Genomic DNA, 23220 nt, shown 5'->3' with positions numbered 1-23220 from the left:
ACATGTGAATAACTTTGCAGGGATGCGCTAGTGCGGGCAATTCGCCATGGATGAGCCCCAAGGAAGCCCCGATTTCAAAGGCTTCCACGCATTGTGAATAACCTGCCGATTTCTCCCAAACAAACGTCCGAAACGAACGTTAGAATGATCTCCGGGAGAGGCTAGCCCCTGTCCGCCGCGTAGGCGAACCGAGCAGAAAACGCAGGATTCCCCCGATCAGCTTTGCCAACACCACCAGCACCGCCACCACGACCCCCACGGTGAGCAGGAGCGCCACGGCCACGACCGCGAGGAGAGCCCAAAGCGGCCACCAGCGGCGATCCAAGGTCACCACCTTTCCTCGCAAGCCATCCCAAGGCATGCCGCTCCCCCAGCCGCGTCGCGACTCCCGGGAATCAGGAGCGGGTGGCGGGGGACTTCCGTCAATCTCAAGGACTTCGGCTTCGATGGTGTCTGGCACGGCGGCTATATTCGTCGTTTCAGGCCGGGGCGGCAATTCGAAGTTCGGCCGCAAGTTGGAAGCGCCTCGCGCCCTCGCGAGGAGTTCCGCTCACGAAGCGCAGGAAACCGCCGGTAAGCGAGCGCGAATGTTCATTTTATATTTCAAATAAGTTCTGCAAATTTTTCAGGGAGGAAAAAATCAGACATTACTTGAAGATATGGATTTCCCTGCGTAAATCCACGGCCTTGCGATCTCCCTTGCATCGCCTCCCCATGAAACGTCTCGAATTCCTCCGCCTCTGTGCCCTCGCGGGTGTCGCCGGTAGCACCGGCATCGCCTCCGCTGAATCCAACACCGCCCACCAAGACCTGCAAGGAGCCCTGAAGGCCGCGGGAATCACCGGTTGGGATATCCGGGAAGAGGGCGAAACCCTCTATATCCGCTGCAAGGTCAGCGATTTCGACGCCCTCTCCCGCAAGGCCTCCAGCCTGGGAGACGGAAAGGTCAAAGCGAAGGGCAATACCTTCACCTTTGAGCGCCAAGGACGCTCCATCCAATTGGATCTGAGAGCCTGATATCGCGAAACGATGTCATCCCTCCCAACCCTCCCCGATCGCCTCCTCCTGCCACTTCGTTTCGATGTGGCGCGGATGCAGGCGGATCTTGCCGTTTTGGAGGCAGGCGAGTGGATGCAGCATTTCGTGAAGCAGAACTTCGATGGGGACTGGAGCATCATTCCCCTCCGCGGGCCCGCCGGCGCCACGCATCCGGTGATGATGATGTACTCGGATCCCACCTGCACGGAATTCGCGGACACGCCCTTTCTTTCGCGCTGCAGCTACTTCCCTGAAGCGCTGGCCGCATTCCCCTTCCCGCTCGATTGCGTTCGCTTGATGAAGCTTACGCCTGGCTCGATCATCAAGGAACACTGCGACCACGATCTCGCCTTTGAAAGCGGTGCCGTCCGGATTCATGTGCCGGTGACCACGAATCCCGGCGTCGACTTCCGCCTGAATGGCACGCGTCTCGACCTTCGCGAAGGGACCTCTTGGTATCTCCGCCTGAGTGACCGCCATTCGGTGGAAAACCACGGCGCAACCGACCGCGTGCATCTCGTGATCGATGCCCGCCGCAGTCCGGAGCTTGATGCGTGGATTGCCACCCTCGATGTGGAAACGGAGGTGGCCGCGTGAAGGACCTCGCTCCGCTGATCGTACTTTCCGCCTCGCCGCGGATGGGCACCACCTTGGTCCAGCGCCTCCTGTGTTCGGCCAACGACTGCCTCATCTACGGCGATAGCGTCGGAAACGATGCCGCCTTCTTCATGTCCTGGCTTTCGACGAAGCAATTCGCCGTCGGCCAGCAGGCACATCGTTCCGATCCGATGTTGAACGGGGTTCTGGCGGGCAACACCGCGGAATTCATCGCCGACCTTCTGCCGGAAACGGAGGGCTATCTCGCCAGCCTGGCGAAATTCGCCGCCGGTCCCCTCTCCCATTGTGCAGCCGAAGCACGCGGTCACGGCCGTCCCATATGGGGATGGAAGCACGCCGGCCCGCAGGCGTGGATGATCGGCCTGCTGCCTGTAATGCTTCCGAAGGCCAGGGTGATCCGCGTTGATCGGAATCTCGCCGACACGATGCGCTCCGCCAAGGCCGCCTCCATGTTCGGCCCCGGTGCCGACTTCCAACGCTTCGTCACCGAGGCGGTCAATAGCCGCGCCGCCTTGGCCGGCCTTTCCGGCCGTTTGCCAACTTTCGATCTGCATCTGGAAGACCTCGTCAACGACCCTGAACGCGTGATCGCCGGACTTGAGGACTTTGCGGGTTGCGCGCGCATCGATCGCGCGGTCGCAACGGTCAAACTCAATCATCCTCACTCCCCGTGGGTCGCACCACTGCCGCTGACCAGCGAAGAGGAAGCATTCGTTCATTCATCCGAACCCCTCCGGAACCGTGAGCTCGTGGCCTGAGAATCCCGTCCTGGAGCAGATCACCGGTTTCCTCGATCGCGTGGGAATCGAGTGGAAAATCGCGGACCTTCCCGAGGGGGAGTTTCTTCCAGGCGTCCATCTCGAAGATGGAGCGCTGCTCATCGATCCAGCGCGTCTCCAGTGGCCTGGCGATCTACTGCATGAAGCCGGCCACATCGCGGTAAGCCCACCCTCTGTGCGAGCCGCGCAGAATGGGAAACTCGAAGTCTCCCCTGCTGACGAAATGGCTGCGATGGCGTGGTCCTACGCTGCAGCGGTCGAGTGCGGGATCGATCCCTCCATTGTTTTTCACGAAGGCGGCTACCGCTCTGGCGGAGCACAATTGGCCGCCCAGTATTCAGCGGGCCAAGGCGTCGGCATTCCGATGCTGCGCTGGTACCGCATGACCCATGATTTCCCCCGCATGGCCTCTTGGCTGCGCGAGATCGAAGACCCCACGGCAGACGCCTCCCAAACACACTAACACTCCATCCACCATGTCTGAACCCTTCATCGGAGAAATCAAAATGTTCGCAGGTAACTTCGCCCCGCGAGGCTACATGATGTGCAACGGCCAGATCCTCTCTATCGCACAAAACACGGCGCTTTTCTCGATCCTCGGCACCACCTATGGCGGCAATGGCCAGACGACCTTCGCCCTCCCGAACCTGCAGAGCCGTGTGCCGATTCATGCCGGCCAAGGTCCGGGACTTTCCTTGTATGTTCTGGGTGAAATGGCGGGTACGGAAACCGTGACGATGACCCAGGCACAAATGCCGGCGCACACGCACGTCGCGGTGGTAACCCCGGGTGGAGGGAACAACACGATCTCGCTTCCGTGCTCGACCAATCCCGGAGATAGCGATTCGCCAGCAGGACGGATCCCGGCCATCAGCTCGGCAGGTGAGGAGCAATACACGGATGCTACTTCCGCAAATGCGCAGACTGCACCGGTGACCGTTAACGTTTCGACCCCGACCGTCACCAACGGGATCAGCGGAAGCAACCTGCCGGTTCCGATTCTTCAGCCGTTTCTGGCGATCAACTACATCATCGCCATTAACGGGATCTTCCCCTCCCGCAACTGAGTTCGTTCCGCGGAACCCAATCTCTCCTCTGCGTATGAAATATCATTTGGGCACATTGGCCTTGCTGCTCCCGGCATCGGCCTTCGCCGCCCCGGTCGAATTAGGCCGGGAATCCTTCGAAGGGACGCCGGGATCCATCGGCTACACCTCGTCCTACACCTATGATGACGGGACGAGCGTCACGCCAATCTGTGCATCCGTTCTGAACAACGGCACCCGGATCAAAGGCCCTCGCACCATTGCCGGCGGAGATGGCAACCGGATGTTCACCGCAGTCCGGGTCAACCGCGTGAGTGCTCAGGTCGGCGACAATGCCCCGGGACCGCTGACCCTCACCACCACGGCGTTCCCGATTACCGGTAAGATCAACAACTCGGTTAAGTTGCTTCTTTCGGCTCCGGGCGATTTCGTCAGCGGCGCCACCGATCTGAATGTCTACGATTTCACCGATCCAACGGTGAACCACGAGCGCATCCGGATCGAAGCGAGCATCGATGGCGGGGCTTTCACGACGCTGGGACAGTATTCACCGTCCTCGGCCACCAATGGTTCCCTGATCTACGACGCTGACTTCGACGGACTCGGCGGAGGTACCGTGCCTGTTGGCGTTCCCGCTTCGCTGGATGCCACTTTCCAGGAGGCCTCTTTCTCGATTCCTAGCGGCAACTCGGTCCAAGTCCGCCTGACCTTCTTCACCAACGGCTCGGCAGAGTACGTCTGCTTCGACAATATCCGGATCTTCGGTGAAACCGCGGCAACGAATCCGCCTGCGATCGGGAATGTGTCGGTAACTCCGCTGAGCTACGCGGAGGGAAGCGGGGCCCAGTTGATCGCGCCGGGCTTGACCCTCAGCGATGGTGACAGCTCCACCCTCCCCTCTGCCACCGTCAGCATCTCGCAGAACTACCTGGCCAGCGAAGACGTCCTCACTGCCACTCCTTCCGGCTCGATTGTAGCCGGAGATATCAGCTACGCCGGCGGCGTGCTGACCATCAACCGCGTCGCCACCTTGGCCGACTACCAGGCAGTGCTGGCCAGCGTCCGCTACCAGAACACCAATACGGTCAATCCGTCCACGGCCACGCGCCACGTAACCTTTGCGACCACGGACGGCACCAACACCAGCAACGCCCCCATCCGCCAGATCTCGGTGGTCGACCTCGTGCCGGTGCAGGAAATGCCCTTCACCGAAAGCTTCGAGACGGACGGCCGAGGAACGCGCTACAGCGTGCTGGGCGGCTTTTCCAGCGGCAATTCGCTCTTCACCCGTCTCGTCCCGACAACCGCTGTGCCGGGCACGGATGGGGCGAACGTCTTCGCCGCCGAGCGGACCCAGACCGATGCCGAACCGCTCGAAGCGGTAACGGCGCACGTCAATACCGCGAACTACACCAATCTGAAGTTGAACCTTCTGGCCGCGACCCAGGGTGGCAGCGTCTTCGAACAGCTCGATGACTTCCTGCTGATCCAAACCAGCGTGGATGGTGGTGCGTGGGAAACCAAATACGCCTTCCGCTCCACTGCGGGTGCGAGCGGCAATCTGGCACTGGATACCGATCTCAATGGTACCGGTGATGGCACGGCGCTCACTTCGTCCTTCCAAGACTTCAGCTTCGACCTTCCCTCCGCGACGACACTCGGGGTGCGCATCGTTGCTGCCACCGACGGAAATGGCGAACGGATCCTCTTCGATAACCTGCGCGTCACCGGTGACCTGTATTCCTACTCCATCGCCGACGCCTCCGCTCAGGAAGATGCAGGAACGATCAGCTTCGATGTCACCCGCTCCGGCAGCACATCGGGCGGGTCCAGCGTGAATTACTCACTGACAGCAGGCACCGCATCGGGCGGCACCGATTACCAGCAGGTCGCCGGCATCCTGACCTTCGAAGACGGGGTCAGCACGCTGCCCGTGGTGGTAACCATCACGAACGATTCGACCGTGGAGCTGGATGAAACCTTCACAGTCAATCTGGACAATCCGTCCCCGGGCATCATCACGGATGCTGAAGCCACAGGCACGATCCTCAACGACGACAGCTCGGTGATCTCGCTCGCCGGCGGGACCGTGGCGGAGGGCGACAGCAGCGCTGTCAATCTGCCATTCACCGTCTCTCTGACGAATCCGGTGGACACCGCTGTCACGGTGAGCCGCCAGACACTCGCCACCGGCACCGCCGCGGCAGGCACGGACTTCACCGCACTCGGCGCTGCAACGCTGACGATCCCGGCCGGTCAGACCACCGCTTCCTTCGATGTCGCCGTGACCGGTGACAATGATGTGGAGTCAGACGAAACCGTAGTAGCCTCCCTCAGTGATCTTTCCGCGTCCGGCCGCAGCGTGTCGCTCGGCACCGTGGAAGCCACTGGCACGATCACCGATGATGATCCGCTGCTCGTCGCAGGAAATGGCTCGCTCGCCGTGAAGATCGGCGTTTCCGGCAAGCTCAAGATCTCCGATCTCCTCGCGCTGACCTCCATCGTCGAAGGCCGTGCTGTCAGCCTCGTCTCGGTGCAAAACCTGCCGACCGCCCAAGGTGGAACCGTCACCATCGTGGATGGCTGGATCTACTACCAGCCGCCCGCAGGATTCTCCGGCGCGGACAGCTTCACCTTCACCATCACCGATGGTGTGCAAACGGTGACCGGCACGGTGGGCATTGCAGCCTCGGCCGAAAGCGGCGCGAGCTTCAACATCGTCGGACAGTTCACCCAAGGTGATGACCGGCTGATCGTGTGCCTTGGAATTTCCGGACGGACTTATTTGCTCCAGACCTCCGAGGACCTGGCTGTCTGGACCAACAGCGGTAGCCCGCAAGTTTGTCCGGCCAACGGGGCGATGCTCTTCACGGACGTGGGCCCACTGCCGGAAACGCGCTACTACCGCGTGATCGAAGCCCAGCTTCCGCCACCTTGAAACCTCCACTCCTTCACTCCATGAACTCTCTTTTCCTAAAAGCATCTCTCATGGCCGCGGTGCTGGGCTGTGCACCGCTCGCGAACGCGGCGACGATCGTGGTGACCGATACCGTCAACACGAATATCCCGGATGGTTCCAGCTCCGGCCTCGCCCGCTCACTCACCGTCGATGCGGGGACGGAATCGGTGGTCACGATCGAGCTCTCGATCCAGATCGAAGCCGCACCGGGCGAAGAAGCCTTCCTCGGAGATCTCTACATCTATCTCACCAACGGCGTCGACAAGGCCGTGCTGCTCAACCGGGCGGGACGCACCTCAACCACTCCGGCGGGATACGGTGACAATCAGAGCATGAATGTCACCTTCTCCAACGAGGGTGCCGCGAATATCCACAACTACCGGCTCGAACTCGGCGGTGCCACGACACCGCTGACCGGCCCGCTCACGGGTATCTGGCAGGCAGACGGTCGCGACATCGATCCTGCGCTGGTCCTTGATACCGATGCGGTCACCGCTGGCCTGGACCTCTTTGAGGAAGGCGCGGCTAGCGGCTCATGGGGCCTCTTCGTCGCCGATCTTTCCGGCGGTGGTGAGCATCGTTTGGTCTCGTGGACCATCACCATGGAAACGGTTCCCGAGCCCTCCGCCCTATTGCTGAGCCTCGCTGCCCTGCCGCTTCTGGCACGCCGCCGGCGCAACTAAAAAGAGGATCACTTCCCAGAGACGCGGTTGCGGGCTTGCTCCCTGTAGCCGCGTCTTTTCTTTTCACGCCGATGGACCTTGATCCGGTAACGACCCCCGACTGGTTCCCCATGGAGCTGGATGCGGTGAGCCGCGAGCTGACATGGCTGCACGTGCCGGGTGGCAAATTCCACGAACCTTTTTTCGAAGATAGCGTCCGGCTTCACCGGCGGAGCACTCCATTCATCAAGACGCCGCTGACAGTCCTCAGCCAAAGCAATCCGGATGCACCGGCCCCGGCCGCGATCTTCTTCCACTCGTCCCGCTGCGGCTCGACTTTGGTAATGCAGCTGCTTTCCCATGTGACCGGATGCAGGACACTCTCCGAGCCGCCGGTCTTAGACACCCTGCTCCACCTCGAAGGCGCGGATGACGCCTTGGTCACCGGCCTGCTCCGGGCCTTTGCCAAGCCGCTCAATGGCGTGGCACCAAAGCTGTTTCTCAAGACCGACTGCTGGCACCTGCCCCAGCTTGGGAGATTGAAGAGGCTGTTCCCGGAGACTCCTCGCTACTTCATCTACCGCGAGCCGGACGCGATTCTCCGCTCGCACCGCCGGATGCGAGGAAGCCAGATGGTCCCCGGCATCGTGGATAGCCGCCATTTCGACATTGATCCTGCGAGCGTGAATCCCGCGGATCTCGATGGCTATACGGAGCAAGTGCTTGCCGGGATCTTCCGACAAGCGGCAACCATAGTGGAAGAAGGCGGTCTTAAGCCGATCGCCTACAGCGAGCTGCCGCAGTTCGTTTGGGAAACCTTGGGGCCGGAGCTGGGGATTTCCAGCGAGGACTGGACGGAAGCGAAGCAAAGATCACATTTCGATTCCAAGGGACCGCATGTGCCGCATCAGCCCGCGGCCCAGGAATTCACAACCTCCATCCCCGACTGTCTGGCGAGAGACCATGCGAGACTGGAAGCGGTGCGCGGGCGATTCCGTTAGAAAGCCCCATTGACCTCACCGCTTCCCAAGCGCGTACGATGCATCTCAAGGTGGCGGCTCAGAGCTTCCCGAGATTGACCACGCTTTCCTTGATGCTCTCAAGCGGATGCGGTGAATAGTCCTGCTCCACGTGGCAGTGCTTCACGCCCGCCTTGGCGGCAGCCTCGATGATCGGCTCCATCGGGATCATCCCGTTGCCGAGTTCCTTGAAGGAATCCTGCGGCAAGCTGCCGAAATCGGGAATCTTCGTCCCCTTCTTCAGGTCCTTCAGGTGAAGCTGCGACACTCGACCGGTGAGCTTGGTGATCAGATCCGAAGGCTCGCGACCGCCAACCTTGATCCAGAAGACATCCACCTCGAAATGCATGTCCGGCGAGAACTCCTCGATGAAGACATCATAGCCGCATTTGCCACCTTCCTTCGGTTCAAATTCGAAAGCGTGGTTGTGGTAGGAGAACTGGATGCCCACCTCCTTGCAGAGTGCCGCGGCCTTGTTCGCATTTGCTGCGACCTTCTTATAGTCATCCAAGGTCTTGCGATTGCCGTCCTGGAGGTAAGGGATCACCAGATGGCTCAGGCCGATCTCCTTCGCCCGGTCGAGGGTCTTCTTGAAATCGGACATCCCCTCATCCTTCGGATTCACCACGCTGTCCCATTCGAAATGGGCGGAGTTGATCGCGAGCCCGGCATCCTTCGCTCCGTCGATCAGTGGCTGGCAATTCGGGAAACCGAAGAGTTCCACTTGCTTGTAGCCCGCAGCGGCCACGGCCTTCAGCGTGCCCGCGGCATCCTTCTTCAGATCATCCCGCAGGGTGTAGAGCTGGATGCCGATGTTCTTGCGATAGACGTTGTCGGCTGCCAGCGCGGCGAAGACGCTACCGGTGGAACCGAGGGAAATCGAAGTGGCGGCGGTGGCGCGAAGGAAAGACCTGCGTTTCATGGGATGAATGTTCACGGCATCCCTGCCGGAGTGCAAGCACGCGGCAGGGAATCGTGCCGAATCTGCACGGCAACGTCCGGAAGCGCCCTCTTCCGCGCCGCCTTACTCCGACTTCACCTGCTCGATGGTGGCAGCGATTTCGCCCGCTTCCTTGGTCCGGCCCGCCTTTTTGTGCGCAGCTTGCAAGCGGGTCAGGATCTCCAGATCGTTTGTGTAGCGGCGTTGCGCCTGCATCAGGATCTCAACGGCGTCGTCCGGCTGGTTCTTCGCCATGTAATATTCCGCCAGCCTGGCCTGCATCGGCAACAGCACTGTCGGAGGCATCAACATGGATGGCGGGCTCTGCCGGTCGAGGGCCGCGCGATACCAGTTGAAAGCCGAGTTGATCCCGTCTTTCGGACCTTTCATCGCCATCTCACCGCGCAGTTCGCCGGCGTAGACCTCCATGGCATTGAAGGCGCGGATCCAAGAGGAGCGCTCCCCTGCGGCAGCCGCAGCATCGCGGTTCTCCGCCATCTTTTCCCCGTGCAGCGTGATCGCGTCCGCGATCTTCCGACACTCTTCAGGATTCCCCGCCAGAAGCGCTTTCCGCGCCTCCAGGATGAAGGCCAGACCTTGATAGAACCACACCGAGTGGGTGGTCTTGCCATAGACCTTGTGCCTCTCCGGTTTCGGCAGGGACGCGATCGCCGCGGCGACATCGCCTTGACCTGAGCGGCGCATGAGCAAGCGAGCTTCGAGGGTGCGGCCTTCCCAAAGCAGGAGCTGGCCGCCCTCGCTACGAGCGCGGTCTGGCGGCAAATCAATCGCGCCGACCGACTTCGCCACGGCCAAGGCATTTGCATAATCACCCTTCTCCGCCAGGGCCGCGGCCCGGTAGCACTCAGCCTTCACCCACCCCGGGCAATCGGCATGAGTCACACCGGTCGCCTTCATCCATTGCCGATAAGCTTCACCCGCTTGGGAGAAGGCATCGATCGCTTGGGCGATGTTGCCGTTCCTCAGCTCGTAGTGCCCCAGCATGTGCAAGGCGGGCGCATAGCCCGGCGCGACCTGAACCAGCCGGCGCGCGCGCGCAAGGTCACCGCGTAGATCCGGTGCTTCAGCACGCACGGTCAAGTAGGCATAGAGATAGAGCGGGTGATCCGGGTCTTGGGTAAGCATGCCATCGAGCAAGGCCTCGGCACGTTCCTGCTCCACGTTCGGCTTGCCTTCTTCATCGTAGCCGGTGCGTCCCAAGGCGGCGCACAGCAGCTTGAGCTGCGGGTCATTCGGATACTTCTCGGATGCCGCTTGGAAAACCCCCGCCGCAGCCGCAGCGCCTTTCTGGAAAAAGGTGGCGATCCCAAAGGCATAGGACCGCTCCAACTCCGTGCCGCCTTCCTTCGATACCAGTTCGACCATGCGCCTCAACGCGGCCGAACGCTCGTCCACCAGATCCGGCTCCGGATCGATAAGAGAGACCACCACGCCCCAGTGGGCCATCAGGCAATCCGGATCAAGTTTCAGCGCGGCACAGAAATGGCGGTATGCCTCGAAATCCCAGCCTCCATGGAGATTCGAAATCCCATCGAGCACATGCTTCTGTGCTGCCGGACTTGAAGACGTGATCGCCATGGTGATGCCCTTCGGCAGTTGGACGGGAGCCGGCTCCGGCAAGCTGGCAAGCCGACTGGAAATCACCGCCTCCACCGGCGGGACGGCATCTTCTTCCGCTGCTGCAGCCAGACCAAGGCTGGCGAGGATCGCCACGAAGTATCGCATGGGCCGACGATGTCCCGCCGGGAGCTTCCCTCAAGGAAAATGAAGGCGCGGCCCCGATCCCCCCTCCTAACAAGCAGTTCAAGCTGCCCAAAATGACGCTCGCCGCCCTGCCGGGGCCACCCTAGTCTGCCGCCGCATGAAACTCGGTGTCATCGGCTGTGGAAAAATGGGCAGTGCCTTGGTGGAGGGAGCCATTCGCTCCGGCGCCCTGAACCCGGAGCAAGTGACCGGCTGCGATGCCTCGCCGGAAGCAGCCAAGGCCTTCGCCGCCGCCACCGGAGCCCACATCGTCGACACCATCGGGGCGCTGGAAGCGGATACCTACCTGCTCTGTACCAAACCCCAACATGCCGAGGCCGCTCTGGGCTGGCTGCCTGACGCCAGCTCGCTGGTCATCTCCGTGGCTGCGGGACTCACCACCTCATGGATCGAAGCACGGGTACCCGGCTCGGTTCGCGTGATCCGCTGCATGCCAAATACCCCGGCGCTCGTCGGACAAGGGGCCGCCGCCTTTTGCCGTGGCAAGGGCGCGACCTCAACCGACGCCGAAGCCGCACAACTGCTGCTGGGCTCAGTTGGCCTAGCCGTGGAACTCCCTGAATCCCTGATGAATGCCGTCACCGGGCTGTCCGGAAGCGGCCCCGCCTTCGTTTACATCATGATCGAGGCGATGGCGGACGGCGGGGTGCTCGCGGGATTACCCCGCGCCGAGGCGCTCAAGCTGGCCGCCCAGACCGTCCTGGGAGCCGCCACCATGGTGCTGGAAACAAACCAGCACCCCGGTGCCCTGAAGGACATGGTGGCCTCCCCGGGAGGCACCACCATCGCCGGGCTCGCCGAGCTGGAAAAACGCGGCATGCGGGCGGCCTTCATCGAAGCCGTCCAAACCGCCTCCCGGCGCTCGGCCGAACTCGGCGGTTCCTGAGAGATACCGCGTGGATTTGTCTTCCCGCATCCTTTCCACCCTTTCTATTTTCCCTCCATGCGATTCCAGCGCCTCGTCCTTCCAGCAGCTTTGGCAGTCCTTCTTGCATCTTGTGGCGACGACGGCGACCTGCCGCCGCTGGTGGGCTCCACCTCCGCGAATAACGACCGCGCCGAGGCCCTGTACACCCAAGCCCAATCCGCCGAGCAATCCGGCAATCGCAAGAAGGCGATCAAGCTCTACGACACCTTGGCCGACGAGATGCCGATCGCAACCCGCGCCCCGGAAGCACGTTTCCGCCAGGGCGAGCTGCTCGAGCAGGAAGGTGACGTGCGCAAGGCCTTCGACGCCTATCAGGATTTCCTCACCCGCTACAACAGCAGCGGCCTCTATCAGAAGGCCCTCGACCGCCAGGCGAGCATGGCCCAGTCCGCCGCAGATGGCCATGTGAAGACCAGCTTTCTCGGTCTGAAGGCTTCGATCTCGAATGAGAAGATCGTCGAGATGCTTGGCAAGGTGCGTGGCAATGCACCTCGCTCCCCCGCCGCATCGAAGGCCCAGTTCACCATCGGCGAAGTCTGGGAAAGCCAAGGGAATGCCGCCGGCTCCACCAAGGCGATCGCGGCCTACAAGGAACTGGTCGTCGAATTCCCCGACAGCAAGGAAGCGCCTGAAGCGCAATTCCGCATCGGCAAGATCCTGCTGGATGAAGCCCGCCGCGGTAACCAGGACCAAGCCAACCTCGATCGCGCCAAGGAAGCGCTTCTGGATTACACCCGTCAGTATCCCGGCCACGGGAAGAACGCGGAAGCCCGCAAGCTGATCTCCAACATTGGCGGCCAGGACATCGAGCGTTCCTACGAGATCGCCCAGTTCTATGAGCGCAAGGGCGACACCGGCTCCGCGAAGTTCTACTATGAGGAAGTGATGAACAAGGCGAAGTCCGGCGACCTCTATAACAAGGCCAAGGCTCGTCTCGCAGCACTCGGCCAGTAATTTTCCCACGATCCCGATTTCACCATGCGCCTCGCCCTGCTCCTGCCTGCCATCGCACTCGCGCTTTCTTCCTGCGCCGGCTACCAGCTCGGCGGGGCAAAGCCCGCGGTGCTGAAGGACGTGCACAACATCAGCGTACCGATGTTCCACAACGACACGCTGCATCCCCGCGCCGAGGCGCTCGCGACCAGCGCCGCGGCGGATGCCATCGTTCAGGATGGAACATACCGCATCACCTCGCTCGACAAGGCGGATGCGGTGCTAGAGGGCACGGTGCATACCGTGGATTACATGGCGATCCGCACCACCCGCCTCGACACCCTGCGCCCGGAAGAGCTGCAGAATACCGTGACGATCAACTGGAAGCTCAAGGATGCCAAGGATCCGACGAAGATGCTGGCCTCCGGCATCTCCACCGGCACCAGCCGCTTCTTCGTGGACTCCAATCTTCAGACGTCCCGCACCAACGCCCTGCCGGACGCCCTCCAGCGGGCGACCGAGGAGATGGTTTCGACACTGGCCAACGGCTTCTAACAAGCCGCGGGCTTTCTTGATCCATGAGCGAACCCGGCCGCTTCATTCTGGTTCCCACGCCGATCGGCAACATGGGGGACATCACCCTGCGGGCGATCGAGGTGCTGAAGGAAGCGAACCGAATCGCCTGCGAGGACACGCGCCATTCGTCGCCCCTGCTGGCGAAGCTTGGCATCTCCGGAAAGCCTTTGGTCTCGCTTCACGACCACAATGAAGCGCGGCGTCTACCCGAGCTCGTCGAGGCCGCCCGCGCCGGCGAGACGATCGCCGTGGTGACGGACGCCGGCATGCCGGCCGTTTCCGATCCCGGCTACCGCGTGGTCCAAGCCTGCATCGAACAAGGCATCCCCTTCGAAGTCCTGCCCGGACCTTCCGCCGTCCTGACCGCACTGGTGGGCTCTGGCTTTCCGGTCCACGCCTTCCGCTTCCTCGGCTTCCTGCCGATCAAGAAGGGCAGGCGTCTCAATATCCTCGAGGATTCGCTCTCGACCGAGGGGACCAGCATCTTCTTCGAGTCCCCGCACCGCCTTCTCTCCACGCTGGAACTGCTGGCGGGAAAACATCCGGAAGCGCCTTGCTGCGTCGCCCGCGAGCTGACGAAGAAGTTCGAAACTTACCACCGTGGCACCGCCGCGGAGCTTTTCGCCCACTTTAAAGCCCACGCACCGAAAGGTGAGATCGTCTTCCTGATCGCGGGCGATGCAAAGAAGCGGCGTGAGCCGGAGGATGACTGAGCGAGTGACGAAAAAGTCACATTACCGCATCATCTTTCTATCATCTGCCCTTACAGCTGCATTCCGGCGGAAATAACGCTTTTACAGCGTGTTTCACCGCCTTCTGAACAAGCACTGGCGGGCCTGTGTATCCGCCCGGAAATGGCAGATGGTTTCAAAAAAAGATAGGATTGACCTGCCTTATCCTCCGCCCATAGGAGACCCGTCGCGATCTATTCGCCATATATGAAATCTGATTCCAATCCGCGTGCCTCCGCGTTGATGGGCCTCGCTTGTGCAGCTCTCACTTTTTCCTTCGCGACTCCACTGGAAGCCGCCGGTAGCGCCCTGCCAAAGGCGTACCGCTTCACATCGACAGCGGCGAACACCACGGATGCATTCATGACCTTGAACCACGTGGCTCTCAACGGGAAGCCAACGCTGCGCCTGATCTTGGGCCAGGTTCACGAAGGCGTCGCCAACCCTCATGCCGTGAGCCTCCGCTATCACTCCGGCCTCGGAAGGTGGCAGATCATGAATGGGGATCTGGAAGACATCCCCGTGAATGCGAAGTTCAACGTAATGGTCGCTCCCGCGGCCAAGCCGGTGAGTGTCACCCCGACATCAGTCAGCGGAATCCTCGCGTTTTTCCAAACACAGAAGGGCAATCCCGGCGCCATCCTGCTCTCCACCCATATTTTCAATCCGGTCCTGACGCTCCAGGGCGTCGAGCAGCCCAATCATGTCGGGCTCTTCTACAACCAGCCGGCATTCCCGCTGACACCCGCGTCAGGCCGCTGGACCATCTATCAGGAGAACGTGAAGGCAAACATTGCCACCGTGTACAACGTGGCCGATTTCACCAAGCTGAAGCAGGGCTCAACACCCCTCGCCTTCCGCCACACTGCCGCCGCTGCCAACACCACCGATGGCGTGACTACGATCACCAACGCCGCCACCGACGGAAAGCCGAACGCAGCCGTCTTCGTGCAGCATGTCTTCACCGATGAAGCTCCGGAGAGCGTCGATGAAGCGCTCGGGGTGTCTTACGCGGATGGCAAATGGAAGATCATCACCCAGGATCAGGATGACCTGCCGCTCCCGGCCGAGTTCATGGTGACGGTGATCCCCACCATCACCCCGTAGGCCGAAACGCTGCCGATGATTCCGGGGTGCATGGCGAAACCATGCGCCCCTTTCTTTATCCCTGTTCGTGGATCAGGCGGGTGATCTCCAGCGCCAGCTCCAGCGCGGCAGTGCCCTGCTGGCCGGTCACCGCGGGGTCATGGCCATTCGCCACGCTGGCGATGAAGGCCGCCAGCTCCAGTTTCAGCGGCTCGTCCTTCGCCACCTCCACCTCCGCACGCTGGATGGACATGCCATCGCGCCAGTGGATCTGGCCAGCCTGCTCCTGATAATCGAGCGAAAGATAGCAGTCCGATTGGAAAACGCGGATCTTCCGCATCTTCTCCGGACTGATGCGGCTGGCCGTCACGTTTGCCACGCAGCCGTTCTCGAAACGAAGCCGCGCGTTGGCGATATCCTCGGCCGGCGTCAGCACCGGCACCCCGACGGCATCGATGCTCGTCACCGGCGATCTCACGAGGTGCAGGATGATTTCCAGATCATGGATCATGAGATCCAGCACCACGCCAATGTCGATGCTGCGGTTCGGGAATGGGGACAGCCGGTGAGCCTCGATGAACTTCGGTCGCGTGAGGCGCTCCTCCAATTGCCTCAGCACCGGATTGAAGCGCTCGATGTGCCCTACCTGGAGGATGCGGCCGTTGCGCTTCGAAGCATCCACCAGCGCACCGGCATCTTCCACCGAGGGCGCGATCGGCTTCTCCATCAGCACGTGGGAACCAAGATCCATCAGGCGGCAACCAACCTCGCGATGTGCCACCGTCGGCACCGCCACGCTAATCGCCTCCGCGAGTTCGGCGAGTTCCTCCAGCGAGGTCACCGGCACCGTGCCAAATTCATCCGCCACCGCCTTCGCCCGCCCTGCATCCGCATCATAGACCGCGCAAAGCTTCGCCTCCGGGATCATGCTGTAGACGCGCGCATGATTCCGCCCCATTGCCCCTGCCCCGGCCACACCCGCACGAATGATTTCCATGCGCCCTAGCTACCCCCGTTCCCCTGCTCCGGGCAAGCAGTTCACGGGGCATCGCGCCGCAAGTTCCCGCTTGGTTTTTCGGCGGGCTGGCGTGAAGTGCGGGCATGCGTTTCCTCGCGTTTCTCCTTATCCCCATTCTCGCGTCCGCCGCCCCCACCGAGTCCCACGAAAGCCTTGAGTGGAAAAAGGATCAAAAGCTTCAGTATCTGCAATACCTGCCGGAAGGTTACGGCGAATCCGATACCGCCCGCTTCCCGCTTGTGATCTTTTTGCACGGGGCCGGCGAACGCGGGGCTGACCTGAATCTCTTGAAAAAACACGGCCCGCCGAAGGTGGCCATGAATGACCACGGCTTTCCCTTCATCCTCGCGGCTCCGCAGTGCCCGAAAGAAGAGAGCGACCGCTGGTGGAATCCCGACGAGGTGATCGCCCTCACCCGTCACCTGACAAAAACCCTCCAGGTCGATCCCCGCCGGGTCCATATCACGGGCATCAGCATGGGCGGTTTCGGCACTTGGGCCTGCATCACGAAGGAACCGGAGCTCTACGCAAGCGCCGTCCCCATCTGCGGAGGTGGAGATCCCGCCAAGGCTCCTATTCTCAAGAACATCCCGATCTGGACCTTCCACGGAGAAAAGGATGATGTCATCCCGGTTTTGAGGACCAAGGAGATGGAGGAAGCGATTCTTAAATCAGGCGGTAACAAGATCCGCTCCACCTATTTTCCGGAGGAAGCCCATGAGTCGTGGAACCCGGCCTATGCAAATCCAGCGCTCTTTGCATGGATGATGCTGCAAAGCCGCTAAGTTTTTCACGTATCAAGTGTCTCTTGTGGCATAATCCGGATTGCCCTTCCGGAAGTTATATCGCAGCTTTCGCCAGTTTTCGCGACCGATCGTCGCATTTCCGACCTATTGGAAGACATGAAACGCCCTCCTAGCTCCAAGGTGCCCGGTGTCCGCCCCCCTTCGCCCGGTCCCGCGGGCCCTGCCCCCCGCCGGGGCGGAGCCACGAGAATCGTCCGTGCTGCCAAAGCCAATACCATTGGTGGCGTCGGAGCTTTGGCCTTCGCCGCGTTCGTCGTCGGAGGGGTCTGGTATAGCATCGAGGCTCGCAAGCCACGCGTTGTCGTGATCCGGCAGGATGGCGGTGGGGCCGAAGGCTCCGAAGAACAAGCCAAGCCCCTGCCGCAGGCGGAAGCACGCGACGTGTTCGACTTCTCGAAGGCTCCCGGAAACGGCCCGAAGGGCACTCCGGAAGCAGTGGAGTCCACTCCCTTCGGCACCCGCCGCCCCGGCTCCGCCATGCAAGCGGATGGCACCCCGGGCGTTGCCGGAAAAGCCGGAGCCGCCACCACGCAGCCGGAAAATCCGGCGATCGCCGCACTCAAGGCCGAGACACCGCTCGTGCTGACCGGACTTGATGCAGGCCGGGATACCGCGACTTCCCGCGACCAAGCCTTGCTCAAAACCGCGATGGATTCCCGCGGCTGGGATGCTTACCGCGCCTTGCTTGAACGCTCGCTCGGTGCCGCACTCCCCACCTTGGCCGGCAAGGAAGGCCGCAACCGCTTCGACACCCTCTGGTCGGAGCCCGCCTTCTACCAGTCCTTCCTCCGCTGGCAGGTACTTGATCGCTTCACTCAGGCCGACATCAAGGAGATCTCCCACGATACCTACGCGCTGGAGATGCTGAAGTGGCTGCTAAACAACCCGAAGGCGATGGAGGAAGTCCTCCTCACGATGAAGCCGGAGGATGACTCCGCGAAGGTCCTCGTTTTCCTGAAGGATGCTTGGACGGCCAATTCGGATAAGTTCCCCAAGTTCTTCAATCTCGCCCTCGCCTGCGCCGTCGTCTTCGATCGCACCGTCGAAATCGGCGAACCGCTCGGAGGAGAGTCCTCGGTAAACGGCCTCAGCCGCTATCTTTGGTACATCGAAAAGGACGAGAAGGGAAAACTCACCGCCCCCGTCCACCGGAGCTCCGCCCGCGATCTCGTGTGGGTCGTGTGCGCACCGGTCGCCACTTCTGAACTGGAGTGGGCCATCGACAAGGTCCACATGGGCCGCGGCTCTTGGGGAAATGCCTATGGCATGGTGGAATACCTGATGGAACGCGCCGTGAAGGGGCTGAACCCCTATGAGGAATACAGCCTCGCCGAGATCCTCAAGGAAGGTGGCATCTGCGGAGACCAATCCTATTTCAGCGTCAACACGGCACGCGCCCACGGCATCCCGGCGTTGACGCTCGCCGGGGAAACCGATCTCGGCGGCCACGCGTGGGCAGCTATCAAGACCGAGGCCAACCAATGGGACACGAACGTCGGCCGCATCGGCGGCGTCTCGAAGGGCGAAGGTGGCAACGTCCAGATCGGCGGCTCTATCAGCGAGCAGGAGATCTGGCTGTGGAATGACCGGGCCCATCAAAGTGATGTCACGACCCTTTCGGTCTACCGTCACCTGTGGCTGTCCGATCTCTACGCGGCGCTCGGGAAGTTCGATGATACTTTCGCCTCTGCATCCCTCGCCAACGAGCTTGGCCGTTCCTTCCCGGAAACCTGGTCCCGCTTCTATGAAGTGAAGGAAGAGAAGGAGCAGAAGGACGTCTATCGCCAGTCCGCCGATCCCGTGATCGTGAAGGCTTGGAAGGAGTTCGCCGCCGACATGCGCCGCGAGTTCAAGGACAACCCGCGCATGGCCGCACTCGCCGCCCGCGCGGAAGACGAGCATGTCTTCCCCTACTCCGAGGAAGGCGAAGTGGGCCGCGCCATGAACCGCGAGCGCCGCCGCATCGTCCGAAACTCCGGCGAGCAGGCGGATCTCATCGCCACCAGCCTGAAGCGCGAGGCAGACATCATCAAGAAGCGGGGCGACGCCACCGCCACACGCGATATCGGCCGCCTCTACGATGGCGCCCTGCGCGAGTACGGCGGCAGCATCACCGGCTTCAAAATGATGGCGGAGGATTACTACACTGCCACCAAAGGGGATTCCGAAGCCTCCAAGAAGGCCGTCCGGGACATCGAACTCGCCTTCAAGCGTGTCGTGGAAACCGGATCGAAGGATTGGTTCCGCGCTAATACCGAGTCCGGCATCTACCGCATGATCGTCGGCTACTATCGCAGCATCGGTGACGAAGGCCGCGCGAAGTTGTTGGAGAAGCGTTACGAGCGCCTGCTGCGTCTCGCGGAACGCGGCGCGCTGTAACAAGGTTATCTTAACAAGAGCGCCGTGGGATACCGCGGCGCTTTTTTGTTAGAGGAAAAGTCCTTCACCACGGGTCCCCGCTCCGTAATATCTATGGGACCTAGGAGAGAAACGCCTCCAGGATCTCGGGATCATCCAGACCCTGCACCACCATATCCGCTCCGTAGGCGCAGAGCTGTTCGGCGCTAAATTTTCCGGTCGCCACCGCCAGACAGCGAGCCCCCATCGCACGGGCACAAGCGATATCCTTCGGCGTATCTCCGATCACCAGCGTCTCCTCCGCGGTAAAATCGCGACCCGCGTGGATCGCCGCGCGTTCCAAAGCTACCGGCCCCAGTAGGTTCCGGTCGGCGTGATCACAGCCATAGGCACCGAAGGGGAAATGATGAAGCAGACCATAGTGCCTCATCTTCGCCGCGGCTCCATCCGCGACGTTTCCGGTCAGTAGCCCGATACTCACGTCGGGAACCCTAGCGAGCTCTTCAAGCAACTCGGCAGCCCCGGGCAGAACCCGCCCAGGGAATCCCCCGTGCTCCAACTGCCACTCGAGACGCCTCAGGTAGGTGCCGAAGAAAAATGCTTCGTCCTCTCTCCCATGCGGGCGCTCGAAGTGGGCGAGGATTCCCGCGAGAACGCCCAAGTCCGTGCTTCCAGCGAGATCAAGCGGAGGACCTTCCCCGCCGAAGCACTCAATGGCCGCTTCCTGCAAGGCACGCATCCCGGCACCACCGGTATCCACCAGGGTGCCGTCGATGTCGAACAGCCAAAGCTTTGCCGGAGGCACCAACCTAGTCCTTTTCCGCCGATGCTTCTTCGGAAGCATCCGCCTTCACGGACTCCTCGGAACCACCCTCCTCGGAGGACTCTTCGTGCTCCTCGAAGCCTTCGCCTTCCTCGTCGTCCTCGAAATCGTCTTCTTCGAGCAACTCACCATGGAAGAGATGGAACTTCCGCTTGCGCTGGTGCGCTGGCAGAGGCGAAAGGGTCATGCCGACGGCACGACCGTTGAGCCGCGGCTCTTGGTCGACGTGGGCGATCTGCTTGAGATCCTCGATGATGCGCTTCATCATCACGAACCCGAGTTCCTTGTGCGCGTTTTCACGGCCGCGGAATTGGAGAACCATGCGCACCTTGTGACCCGTATCGAGGAAGCCCTCGGCGCGGCCCATCTTGATGTTGTAGTCGTGCTGGCCCGTGCCCACGCGGAATTTCACTTCCTTCATGCGGGTCGAGTTCTTCGACTTCACTTTCTTCAATTTGGACTGCTCGTACTTATACTTGCCGTAATCGACAATGCGGCAGACCGGCGGATCGGCATTGGGGGCAATTTCGACCAGGTCGAGCCCGATCATCTTCGCCTTATCCAAGGCCTCGCGGGCGCTCATCACGCCCAACTGATCGCCGTTGAACAGTACGACACGCACCTTGGGCGCGCGGATCCGGTCGTTCACGCGCGTCATGTCGCGCTGCTGACGACCCCTGAAGTTTCCTTTTTGTGGCTTAGCGATGGCTTTGTCCTCCGTAGGTTCGATGCGACACAGCAGGGCACGGGGAAACCGCACCTCCGGCTGCGAAGGGGTAAGTGGAACGATGGCCCGGATCAGAGATCATACGGGGCCGTGGTCCTTGAGCTGGCTCGACGAACCAGCGCGCAGTTTCCTCATATTTCGTTCCAAAGAAAGCATCAGATGGCATTACGCCGGGGAAAGTCGCGGGGCGCGGCGGCGATCTCTTGGGAGGCTTCGCGGGCGACTAAAGGAAGTGTATAAGGGCGATTACCCCAGCGGGCAAGCCGGATTTTACGGGGAAAAGCAGACAATCGGCCGAAACCCCGCCTTGGAGACTTATCCCTCGCCGCCGACGACGTGACCACCGGGGATAACCAAGGCTCCCGGTTGAAACAAAAAGCCCCGCGGCACCTTCAGCAGGCACCGCGGGGCTCGGGAAAATCAAATCGACCTCAGAGCTTCCGCTCGCGGATCTCTTCGGTGACTTCCGCAATGAACTCCGCCACCGGCTTCGCGCCAAGGTCGTCCTTGTCGCGGTGGCGGACGGAAACAGTGCCCTCCTCCACTTCCTTGGCACCCAGCACCAGCATATAGGGCACACGCTCGAGACGCGTATTGCGGATCTTCGCACCCACCTTGTCGGAGCTGCGGTCCACCGTCACGCGCACGCCGGCCTCGGCCAGCTTCGTCGCCACGTCCTCCGCGGCATCCAGGAATTTGTCGGAAATCGGCAGCACGCGCACCTGCTCCGGAGCCAGCCACGTCGGGAACTTGCCCTCGAAGTGCTCGATCAACAGGCCTGTGAAGCGTTCCAGCGACCCGAAGGGCGCACGGTGGATCATGACCGGGCGGTGGACGGTGTTATCCGAGCCGACATACTCCAGCTTGAATCGCTCCGGCAGGTTGTAGTCCACCTGCACCGTACCGAGCTGCCAATCGCGACCGATCACATCCTTCACCACGAAGTCGATCTTCGGACCGTAGAAAGCCGCCTCGCCGAGCTCCTCCGTGTATTCCACGCCGAGCACCTGCACGGCCTCGCGGATCGCCGCCTCGGCCTTGTCCCAGTTTTCCGGGGAGCCGACGTATTTGTCGGATTCCGGATCGCGGAGCGAAAGGCGCACGCGGTAATTCGTCATGCCGAGCGTGTTCAACACCTTCTTCACCAGATCGAGGCAGCCGATCAGCTCCTGAGCCACTTGATCCGGCGTGCAGAAAAGGTGCGCATCGTCCTGCGTGAAGCCGCGGACGCGCGTCATGCCGCCCAGCTCGCCGGATTGCTCCCAGCGGTAAACCGTGCCGAACTCGGCCAAGCGCACCGGCAGATCGCGATACGAGCGGTGCTCGCTGGCGAAGATCTTGATGTGGTGCGGGCAGTTCATCGGCTTCAGCAGATAGCCCTCGTAGGTGCCATCGGAGAGACCGTTGATCAGCGTGGAGCAGGTCGCGTCCTCATCGGCCAGCTTCTCCAGCGTGTCGCGCTCGGCGATCGGCGGATACTGGCTTTCCTGATAGTACGGGAAGTGCCCGGAGGTGCGGTAGAGGTCCAGCTTGCCGATGTGCGGCGTGAAGACCTGCGAGTAGCCCTGCTTGTCGAGCTCCTGCGTGATGAAATCCTGCAGCGCGCGGCGGATGAGACCACCCTTCGGCTTCCAGAGGATCAAGCCTTGGCCGACGGCCTCGTCGATGTGGAAAAGCTGCAGCTCCTTGCCAAGACGGCGGTGGTCGCGCTTCTTCGCTTCTTCTAGGCGAACCAAGTGCTCCTCGAGCAGCTCCTTGCTCTCGAAAGCCGTGCCGTAGAGACGCTGGAGCGAGCCCTTCGACTCATCCCCCATGTAGAAGGAGGACGAGACCGACATCAGCTTCACGTTCTTGCACTTCCCGGAGTAGCCCACGTGCGGGCCGGCGCAGAGGTCGATGAACTCGCCATTCTGGAAGCAGGAGATTTCCTCGCCCTCGGGGATCTTGTCGATCAGGTCGAGCTTGAAGCGGCTCGGATTCCCCGGGCGCTCGGAAAGACCACCGAGGCGACCGCTTTCGGCCATCGACTTCGCCTCCTCGCGGGACAGGACCTTGCGTTCGAACTTCTGGTTCTCCTTCGAGATCTTCTTCATCTCCGACTCGATCTTCTCGAAGTCGTCCGGGGTGATCCGGTGCTTCATTTCGAAGTCGTAGTAGAAACCGTTCTCGATCGGCGGACCGTAGGCGAACTGGGCGTCCGGCCAAATGCGCAGGATGGCGGTCGCCATGATATGGGCGCAAGAGTGGCGAAGCCGATCGATATCGGACATTTGCTGGCGCTCTTCGAGAGTCTTCCGGTCGGACATGGGGCGGAGAGACTGCAACGGAACCCGGGATTTTCAATGCCCGATTCCGCCTGTTTCGTGGCAGTTTCTCCTTGCCCGGGAA

The 23220-nt window shown here is 61.6% G+C and carries 22 protein-coding genes; 15 read left to right on the top strand and 7 right to left on the bottom strand.

The window, feature by feature from the left end; all coding sequences use genetic code 11:
* Positions 1–139: 139 nt before the first annotated feature.
* Positions 140–460, bottom strand: coding sequence for a hypothetical protein (locus tag HHL09_RS20955; RefSeq protein ID WP_169456608.1), 321 nt, complete (start codon positions 458–460; stop codon positions 140–142).
* A 254-nt stretch (positions 461–714) separates the two neighbouring features.
* On the opposite strand from HHL09_RS20955, the gene HHL09_RS20950 reads away from it, so the two are divergent.
* The 8 genes from HHL09_RS20950 (at position 715) to HHL09_RS20915 (ending at position 8103) form a co-directional block, all read left to right on the top strand.
* The gene (locus HHL09_RS20950) at positions 715–1017 is read left to right on the top strand and encodes a hypothetical protein (RefSeq protein ID WP_169456607.1); all 303 of its coding nucleotides are present in this window, start codon (positions 715–717) and stop codon (positions 1015–1017) included.
* A 12-nt stretch (positions 1018–1029) separates the two neighbouring features.
* Complete coding sequence (locus HHL09_RS20945) at positions 1030–1635, top strand: aspartyl/asparaginyl beta-hydroxylase domain-containing protein (RefSeq protein ID WP_169456606.1); 606 nt, start codon at positions 1030–1032, stop codon at positions 1633–1635.
* Positions 1632–2414 (top strand): sulfotransferase, encoded by a 783-nt coding sequence (locus HHL09_RS20940; RefSeq protein ID WP_169456605.1) that lies wholly within the window; start codon positions 1632–1634, stop codon positions 2412–2414. Before HHL09_RS20945 ends, HHL09_RS20940 begins: the two co-directional genes overlap by 4 nt.
* Positions 2398–2898, top strand: coding sequence for a hypothetical protein (locus HHL09_RS20935; RefSeq protein WP_169456604.1), 501 nt, complete (start codon positions 2398–2400; stop codon positions 2896–2898). The genes HHL09_RS20940 and HHL09_RS20935 overlap by 17 nt, the downstream gene beginning before the upstream one ends.
* A 13-nt stretch (positions 2899–2911) precedes the next feature.
* Positions 2912–3502, top strand: a complete 591-nt coding sequence (locus tag HHL09_RS20930; protein ID WP_169456603.1) for a phage tail protein — start codon at positions 2912–2914, stop codon at positions 3500–3502.
* Between the two features lie 34 nt (positions 3503–3536).
* Positions 3537–6419, top strand: coding sequence for a Calx-beta domain-containing protein (locus HHL09_RS20925; protein ID WP_169456602.1), 2883 nt, complete (start codon positions 3537–3539; stop codon positions 6417–6419).
* A 20-nt stretch (positions 6420–6439) separates the two neighbouring features.
* Complete coding sequence (locus HHL09_RS20920) at positions 6440–7123, top strand: PEP-CTERM sorting domain-containing protein (protein WP_169456601.1); 684 nt, start codon at positions 6440–6442, stop codon at positions 7121–7123.
* A 71-nt stretch (positions 7124–7194) separates the two neighbouring features.
* Positions 7195–8103 (top strand): sulfotransferase family protein, encoded by a 909-nt coding sequence (locus HHL09_RS20915; protein WP_169456600.1) that lies wholly within the window; start codon positions 7195–7197, stop codon positions 8101–8103.
* 58 nt (positions 8104–8161) lie between these two features.
* On the opposite strand, the gene HHL09_RS20910 is transcribed toward HHL09_RS20915, so the two are convergent.
* Both HHL09_RS20910 and HHL09_RS20905 read right to left on the bottom strand, forming a co-directional pair.
* The gene (locus HHL09_RS20910; protein ID WP_169456599.1) at positions 8162–9043 is read right to left on the bottom strand and encodes a sugar phosphate isomerase/epimerase family protein; all 882 of its coding nucleotides are present in this window, start codon (positions 9041–9043) and stop codon (positions 8162–8164) included.
* A 102-nt stretch (positions 9044–9145) separates the two neighbouring features.
* Entirely contained in the window at positions 9146–10807 is a 1662-nt protein-coding gene (locus tag HHL09_RS20905) for a tetratricopeptide repeat protein (protein ID WP_169456598.1), read from the bottom strand.
* Positions 10808–10943: 136 nt separating this feature from the next.
* Between HHL09_RS20905 and proC the strand changes: the two genes are divergently transcribed.
* The 5 genes from proC (at position 10944) to HHL09_RS20880 (ending at position 15121) form a co-directional block, all read left to right on the top strand.
* The gene (gene proC, locus HHL09_RS20900; protein WP_169456597.1) at positions 10944–11732 is read left to right on the top strand and encodes a pyrroline-5-carboxylate reductase; all 789 of its coding nucleotides are present in this window, start codon (positions 10944–10946) and stop codon (positions 11730–11732) included.
* A 57-nt stretch (positions 11733–11789) separates the two neighbouring features.
* Positions 11790–12728 (top strand): tetratricopeptide repeat protein, encoded by a 939-nt coding sequence (locus tag HHL09_RS20895; RefSeq protein WP_169456596.1) that lies wholly within the window; start codon positions 11790–11792, stop codon positions 12726–12728.
* 24 nt (positions 12729–12752) lie between these two features.
* Positions 12753–13262: an LPS assembly lipoprotein LptE gene (lptE, locus tag HHL09_RS20890; protein WP_169456595.1), complete on the top strand. Its 510-nt coding sequence runs from the start codon at positions 12753–12755 to the stop codon at positions 13260–13262.
* A 23-nt stretch (positions 13263–13285) separates the two neighbouring features.
* A complete protein-coding gene (gene rsmI / locus HHL09_RS20885; RefSeq protein WP_169456594.1) occupies positions 13286–13996 on the top strand; it encodes a 16S rRNA (cytidine(1402)-2'-O)-methyltransferase in 711 nt (236 codons plus the stop codon).
* 225 nt (positions 13997–14221) lie between these two features.
* Positions 14222–15121, top strand: a complete 900-nt coding sequence (locus HHL09_RS20880) for a DUF7452 domain-containing protein (protein ID WP_169456593.1) — start codon at positions 14222–14224, stop codon at positions 15119–15121.
* Positions 15122–15176: 55 nt separating this feature from the next.
* Here HHL09_RS20880 and HHL09_RS20875 read toward each other — a convergent pair whose 3' ends face one another.
* Positions 15177–16097 (bottom strand): Gfo/Idh/MocA family protein, encoded by a 921-nt coding sequence (locus HHL09_RS20875; RefSeq protein ID WP_169456592.1) that lies wholly within the window; start codon positions 16095–16097, stop codon positions 15177–15179.
* A 104-nt stretch (positions 16098–16201) separates the two neighbouring features.
* On the opposite strand from HHL09_RS20875, the gene HHL09_RS20870 reads away from it, so the two are divergent.
* On the top strand, positions 16202–16903 hold the full coding sequence (locus tag HHL09_RS20870; RefSeq protein WP_169456591.1) for a carboxylesterase family protein: 702 nt from the start codon (positions 16202–16204) through the stop codon (positions 16901–16903).
* Between the two features lie 117 nt (positions 16904–17020).
* Positions 17021–19303 carry a hypothetical protein gene (locus tag HHL09_RS20865; protein ID WP_169456590.1) on the top strand — a complete coding sequence of 761 codons (2283 nt, stop codon included), beginning with the start codon at positions 17021–17023 and terminating at the stop codon, positions 19301–19303.
* Between the two features lie 100 nt (positions 19304–19403).
* On the opposite strand, the gene HHL09_RS20860 is transcribed toward HHL09_RS20865, so the two are convergent.
* The 3 genes from HHL09_RS20860 to thrS form a co-directional block, all read right to left on the bottom strand.
* Positions 19404–20087, bottom strand: coding sequence for an HAD family hydrolase (locus tag HHL09_RS20860; RefSeq protein ID WP_169456589.1), 684 nt, complete (start codon positions 20085–20087; stop codon positions 19404–19406).
* A 4-nt stretch (positions 20088–20091) separates the two neighbouring features.
* Positions 20092–20763 (bottom strand): translation initiation factor IF-3, encoded by a 672-nt coding sequence (infC, locus tag HHL09_RS20855; RefSeq protein WP_169456588.1) that lies wholly within the window; start codon positions 20761–20763, stop codon positions 20092–20094.
* Between the two features lie 500 nt (positions 20764–21263).
* Positions 21264–23138, bottom strand: a complete 1875-nt coding sequence (thrS, locus tag HHL09_RS20850) for a threonine--tRNA ligase (RefSeq protein ID WP_169456587.1) — start codon at positions 23136–23138, stop codon at positions 21264–21266.
* Positions 23139–23220 lie beyond the last annotated feature (82 nt).

The organism is Luteolibacter luteus (assembly GCF_012913485.1).
In the GTDB taxonomy this organism is placed as follows: domain Bacteria; phylum Verrucomicrobiota; class Verrucomicrobiia; order Verrucomicrobiales; family Akkermansiaceae; genus Haloferula; species Haloferula lutea.
This window is presented reverse-complemented; position numbering and strand designations above follow the sequence as displayed.

Excerpts from the sequence above, each read along its gene's own strand:
- HHL09_RS20905 (WP_169456598.1), bottom strand. The coding sequence starts at position 10,807 with ATGCGATACTTCGTGGCGATCCTCGCCAGCCTTGGTCTGGCTGCAGCA.
- rsmI (WP_169456594.1), top strand. The coding sequence starts at position 13,286 with ATGAGCGAACCCGGCCGCTTCATTCTGGTTCCCACGCCGATCGGCAAC.
- lptE (WP_169456595.1), top strand. The coding sequence starts at position 12,753 with ATGCGCCTCGCCCTGCTCCTGCCTGCCATCGCACTCGCGCTTTCTTCC.
- HHL09_RS20945 (WP_169456606.1), top strand. The coding sequence starts at position 1,030 with ATGTCATCCCTCCCAACCCTCCCCGATCGCCTCCTCCTGCCACTTCGT.
- HHL09_RS20870 (WP_169456591.1), top strand. The coding sequence starts at position 16,202 with ATGCGTTTCCTCGCGTTTCTCCTTATCCCCATTCTCGCGTCCGCCGCC.
- HHL09_RS20950 (WP_169456607.1), top strand. The coding sequence starts at position 715 with ATGAAACGTCTCGAATTCCTCCGCCTCTGTGCCCTCGCGGGTGTCGCC.
- HHL09_RS20865 (WP_169456590.1), top strand. The coding sequence starts at position 17,021 with ATGAAACGCCCTCCTAGCTCCAAGGTGCCCGGTGTCCGCCCCCCTTCG.
- HHL09_RS20925 (WP_169456602.1), top strand. The coding sequence starts at position 3,537 with ATGAAATATCATTTGGGCACATTGGCCTTGCTGCTCCCGGCATCGGCC.
- thrS (WP_169456587.1), bottom strand. The coding sequence starts at position 23,138 with ATGTCCGACCGGAAGACTCTCGAAGAGCGCCAGCAAATGTCCGATATC.
- HHL09_RS20875 (WP_169456592.1), bottom strand. The coding sequence starts at position 16,097 with ATGGAAATCATTCGTGCGGGTGTGGCCGGGGCAGGGGCAATGGGGCGG.
- HHL09_RS20910 (WP_169456599.1), bottom strand. The coding sequence starts at position 9,043 with ATGAAACGCAGGTCTTTCCTTCGCGCCACCGCCGCCACTTCGATTTCC.
- HHL09_RS20895 (WP_169456596.1), top strand. The coding sequence starts at position 11,790 with ATGCGATTCCAGCGCCTCGTCCTTCCAGCAGCTTTGGCAGTCCTTCTT.
- HHL09_RS20880 (WP_169456593.1), top strand. The coding sequence starts at position 14,222 with ATGAAATCTGATTCCAATCCGCGTGCCTCCGCGTTGATGGGCCTCGCT.
- infC (WP_169456588.1), bottom strand. The coding sequence starts at position 20,763 with ATGACGCGCGTGAACGACCGGATCCGCGCGCCCAAGGTGCGTGTCGTA.
- HHL09_RS20915 (WP_169456600.1), top strand. The coding sequence starts at position 7,195 with ATGGACCTTGATCCGGTAACGACCCCCGACTGGTTCCCCATGGAGCTG.
- HHL09_RS20920 (WP_169456601.1), top strand. The coding sequence starts at position 6,440 with ATGAACTCTCTTTTCCTAAAAGCATCTCTCATGGCCGCGGTGCTGGGC.
- HHL09_RS20930 (WP_169456603.1), top strand. The coding sequence starts at position 2,912 with ATGTCTGAACCCTTCATCGGAGAAATCAAAATGTTCGCAGGTAACTTC.
- proC (WP_169456597.1), top strand. The coding sequence starts at position 10,944 with ATGAAACTCGGTGTCATCGGCTGTGGAAAAATGGGCAGTGCCTTGGTG.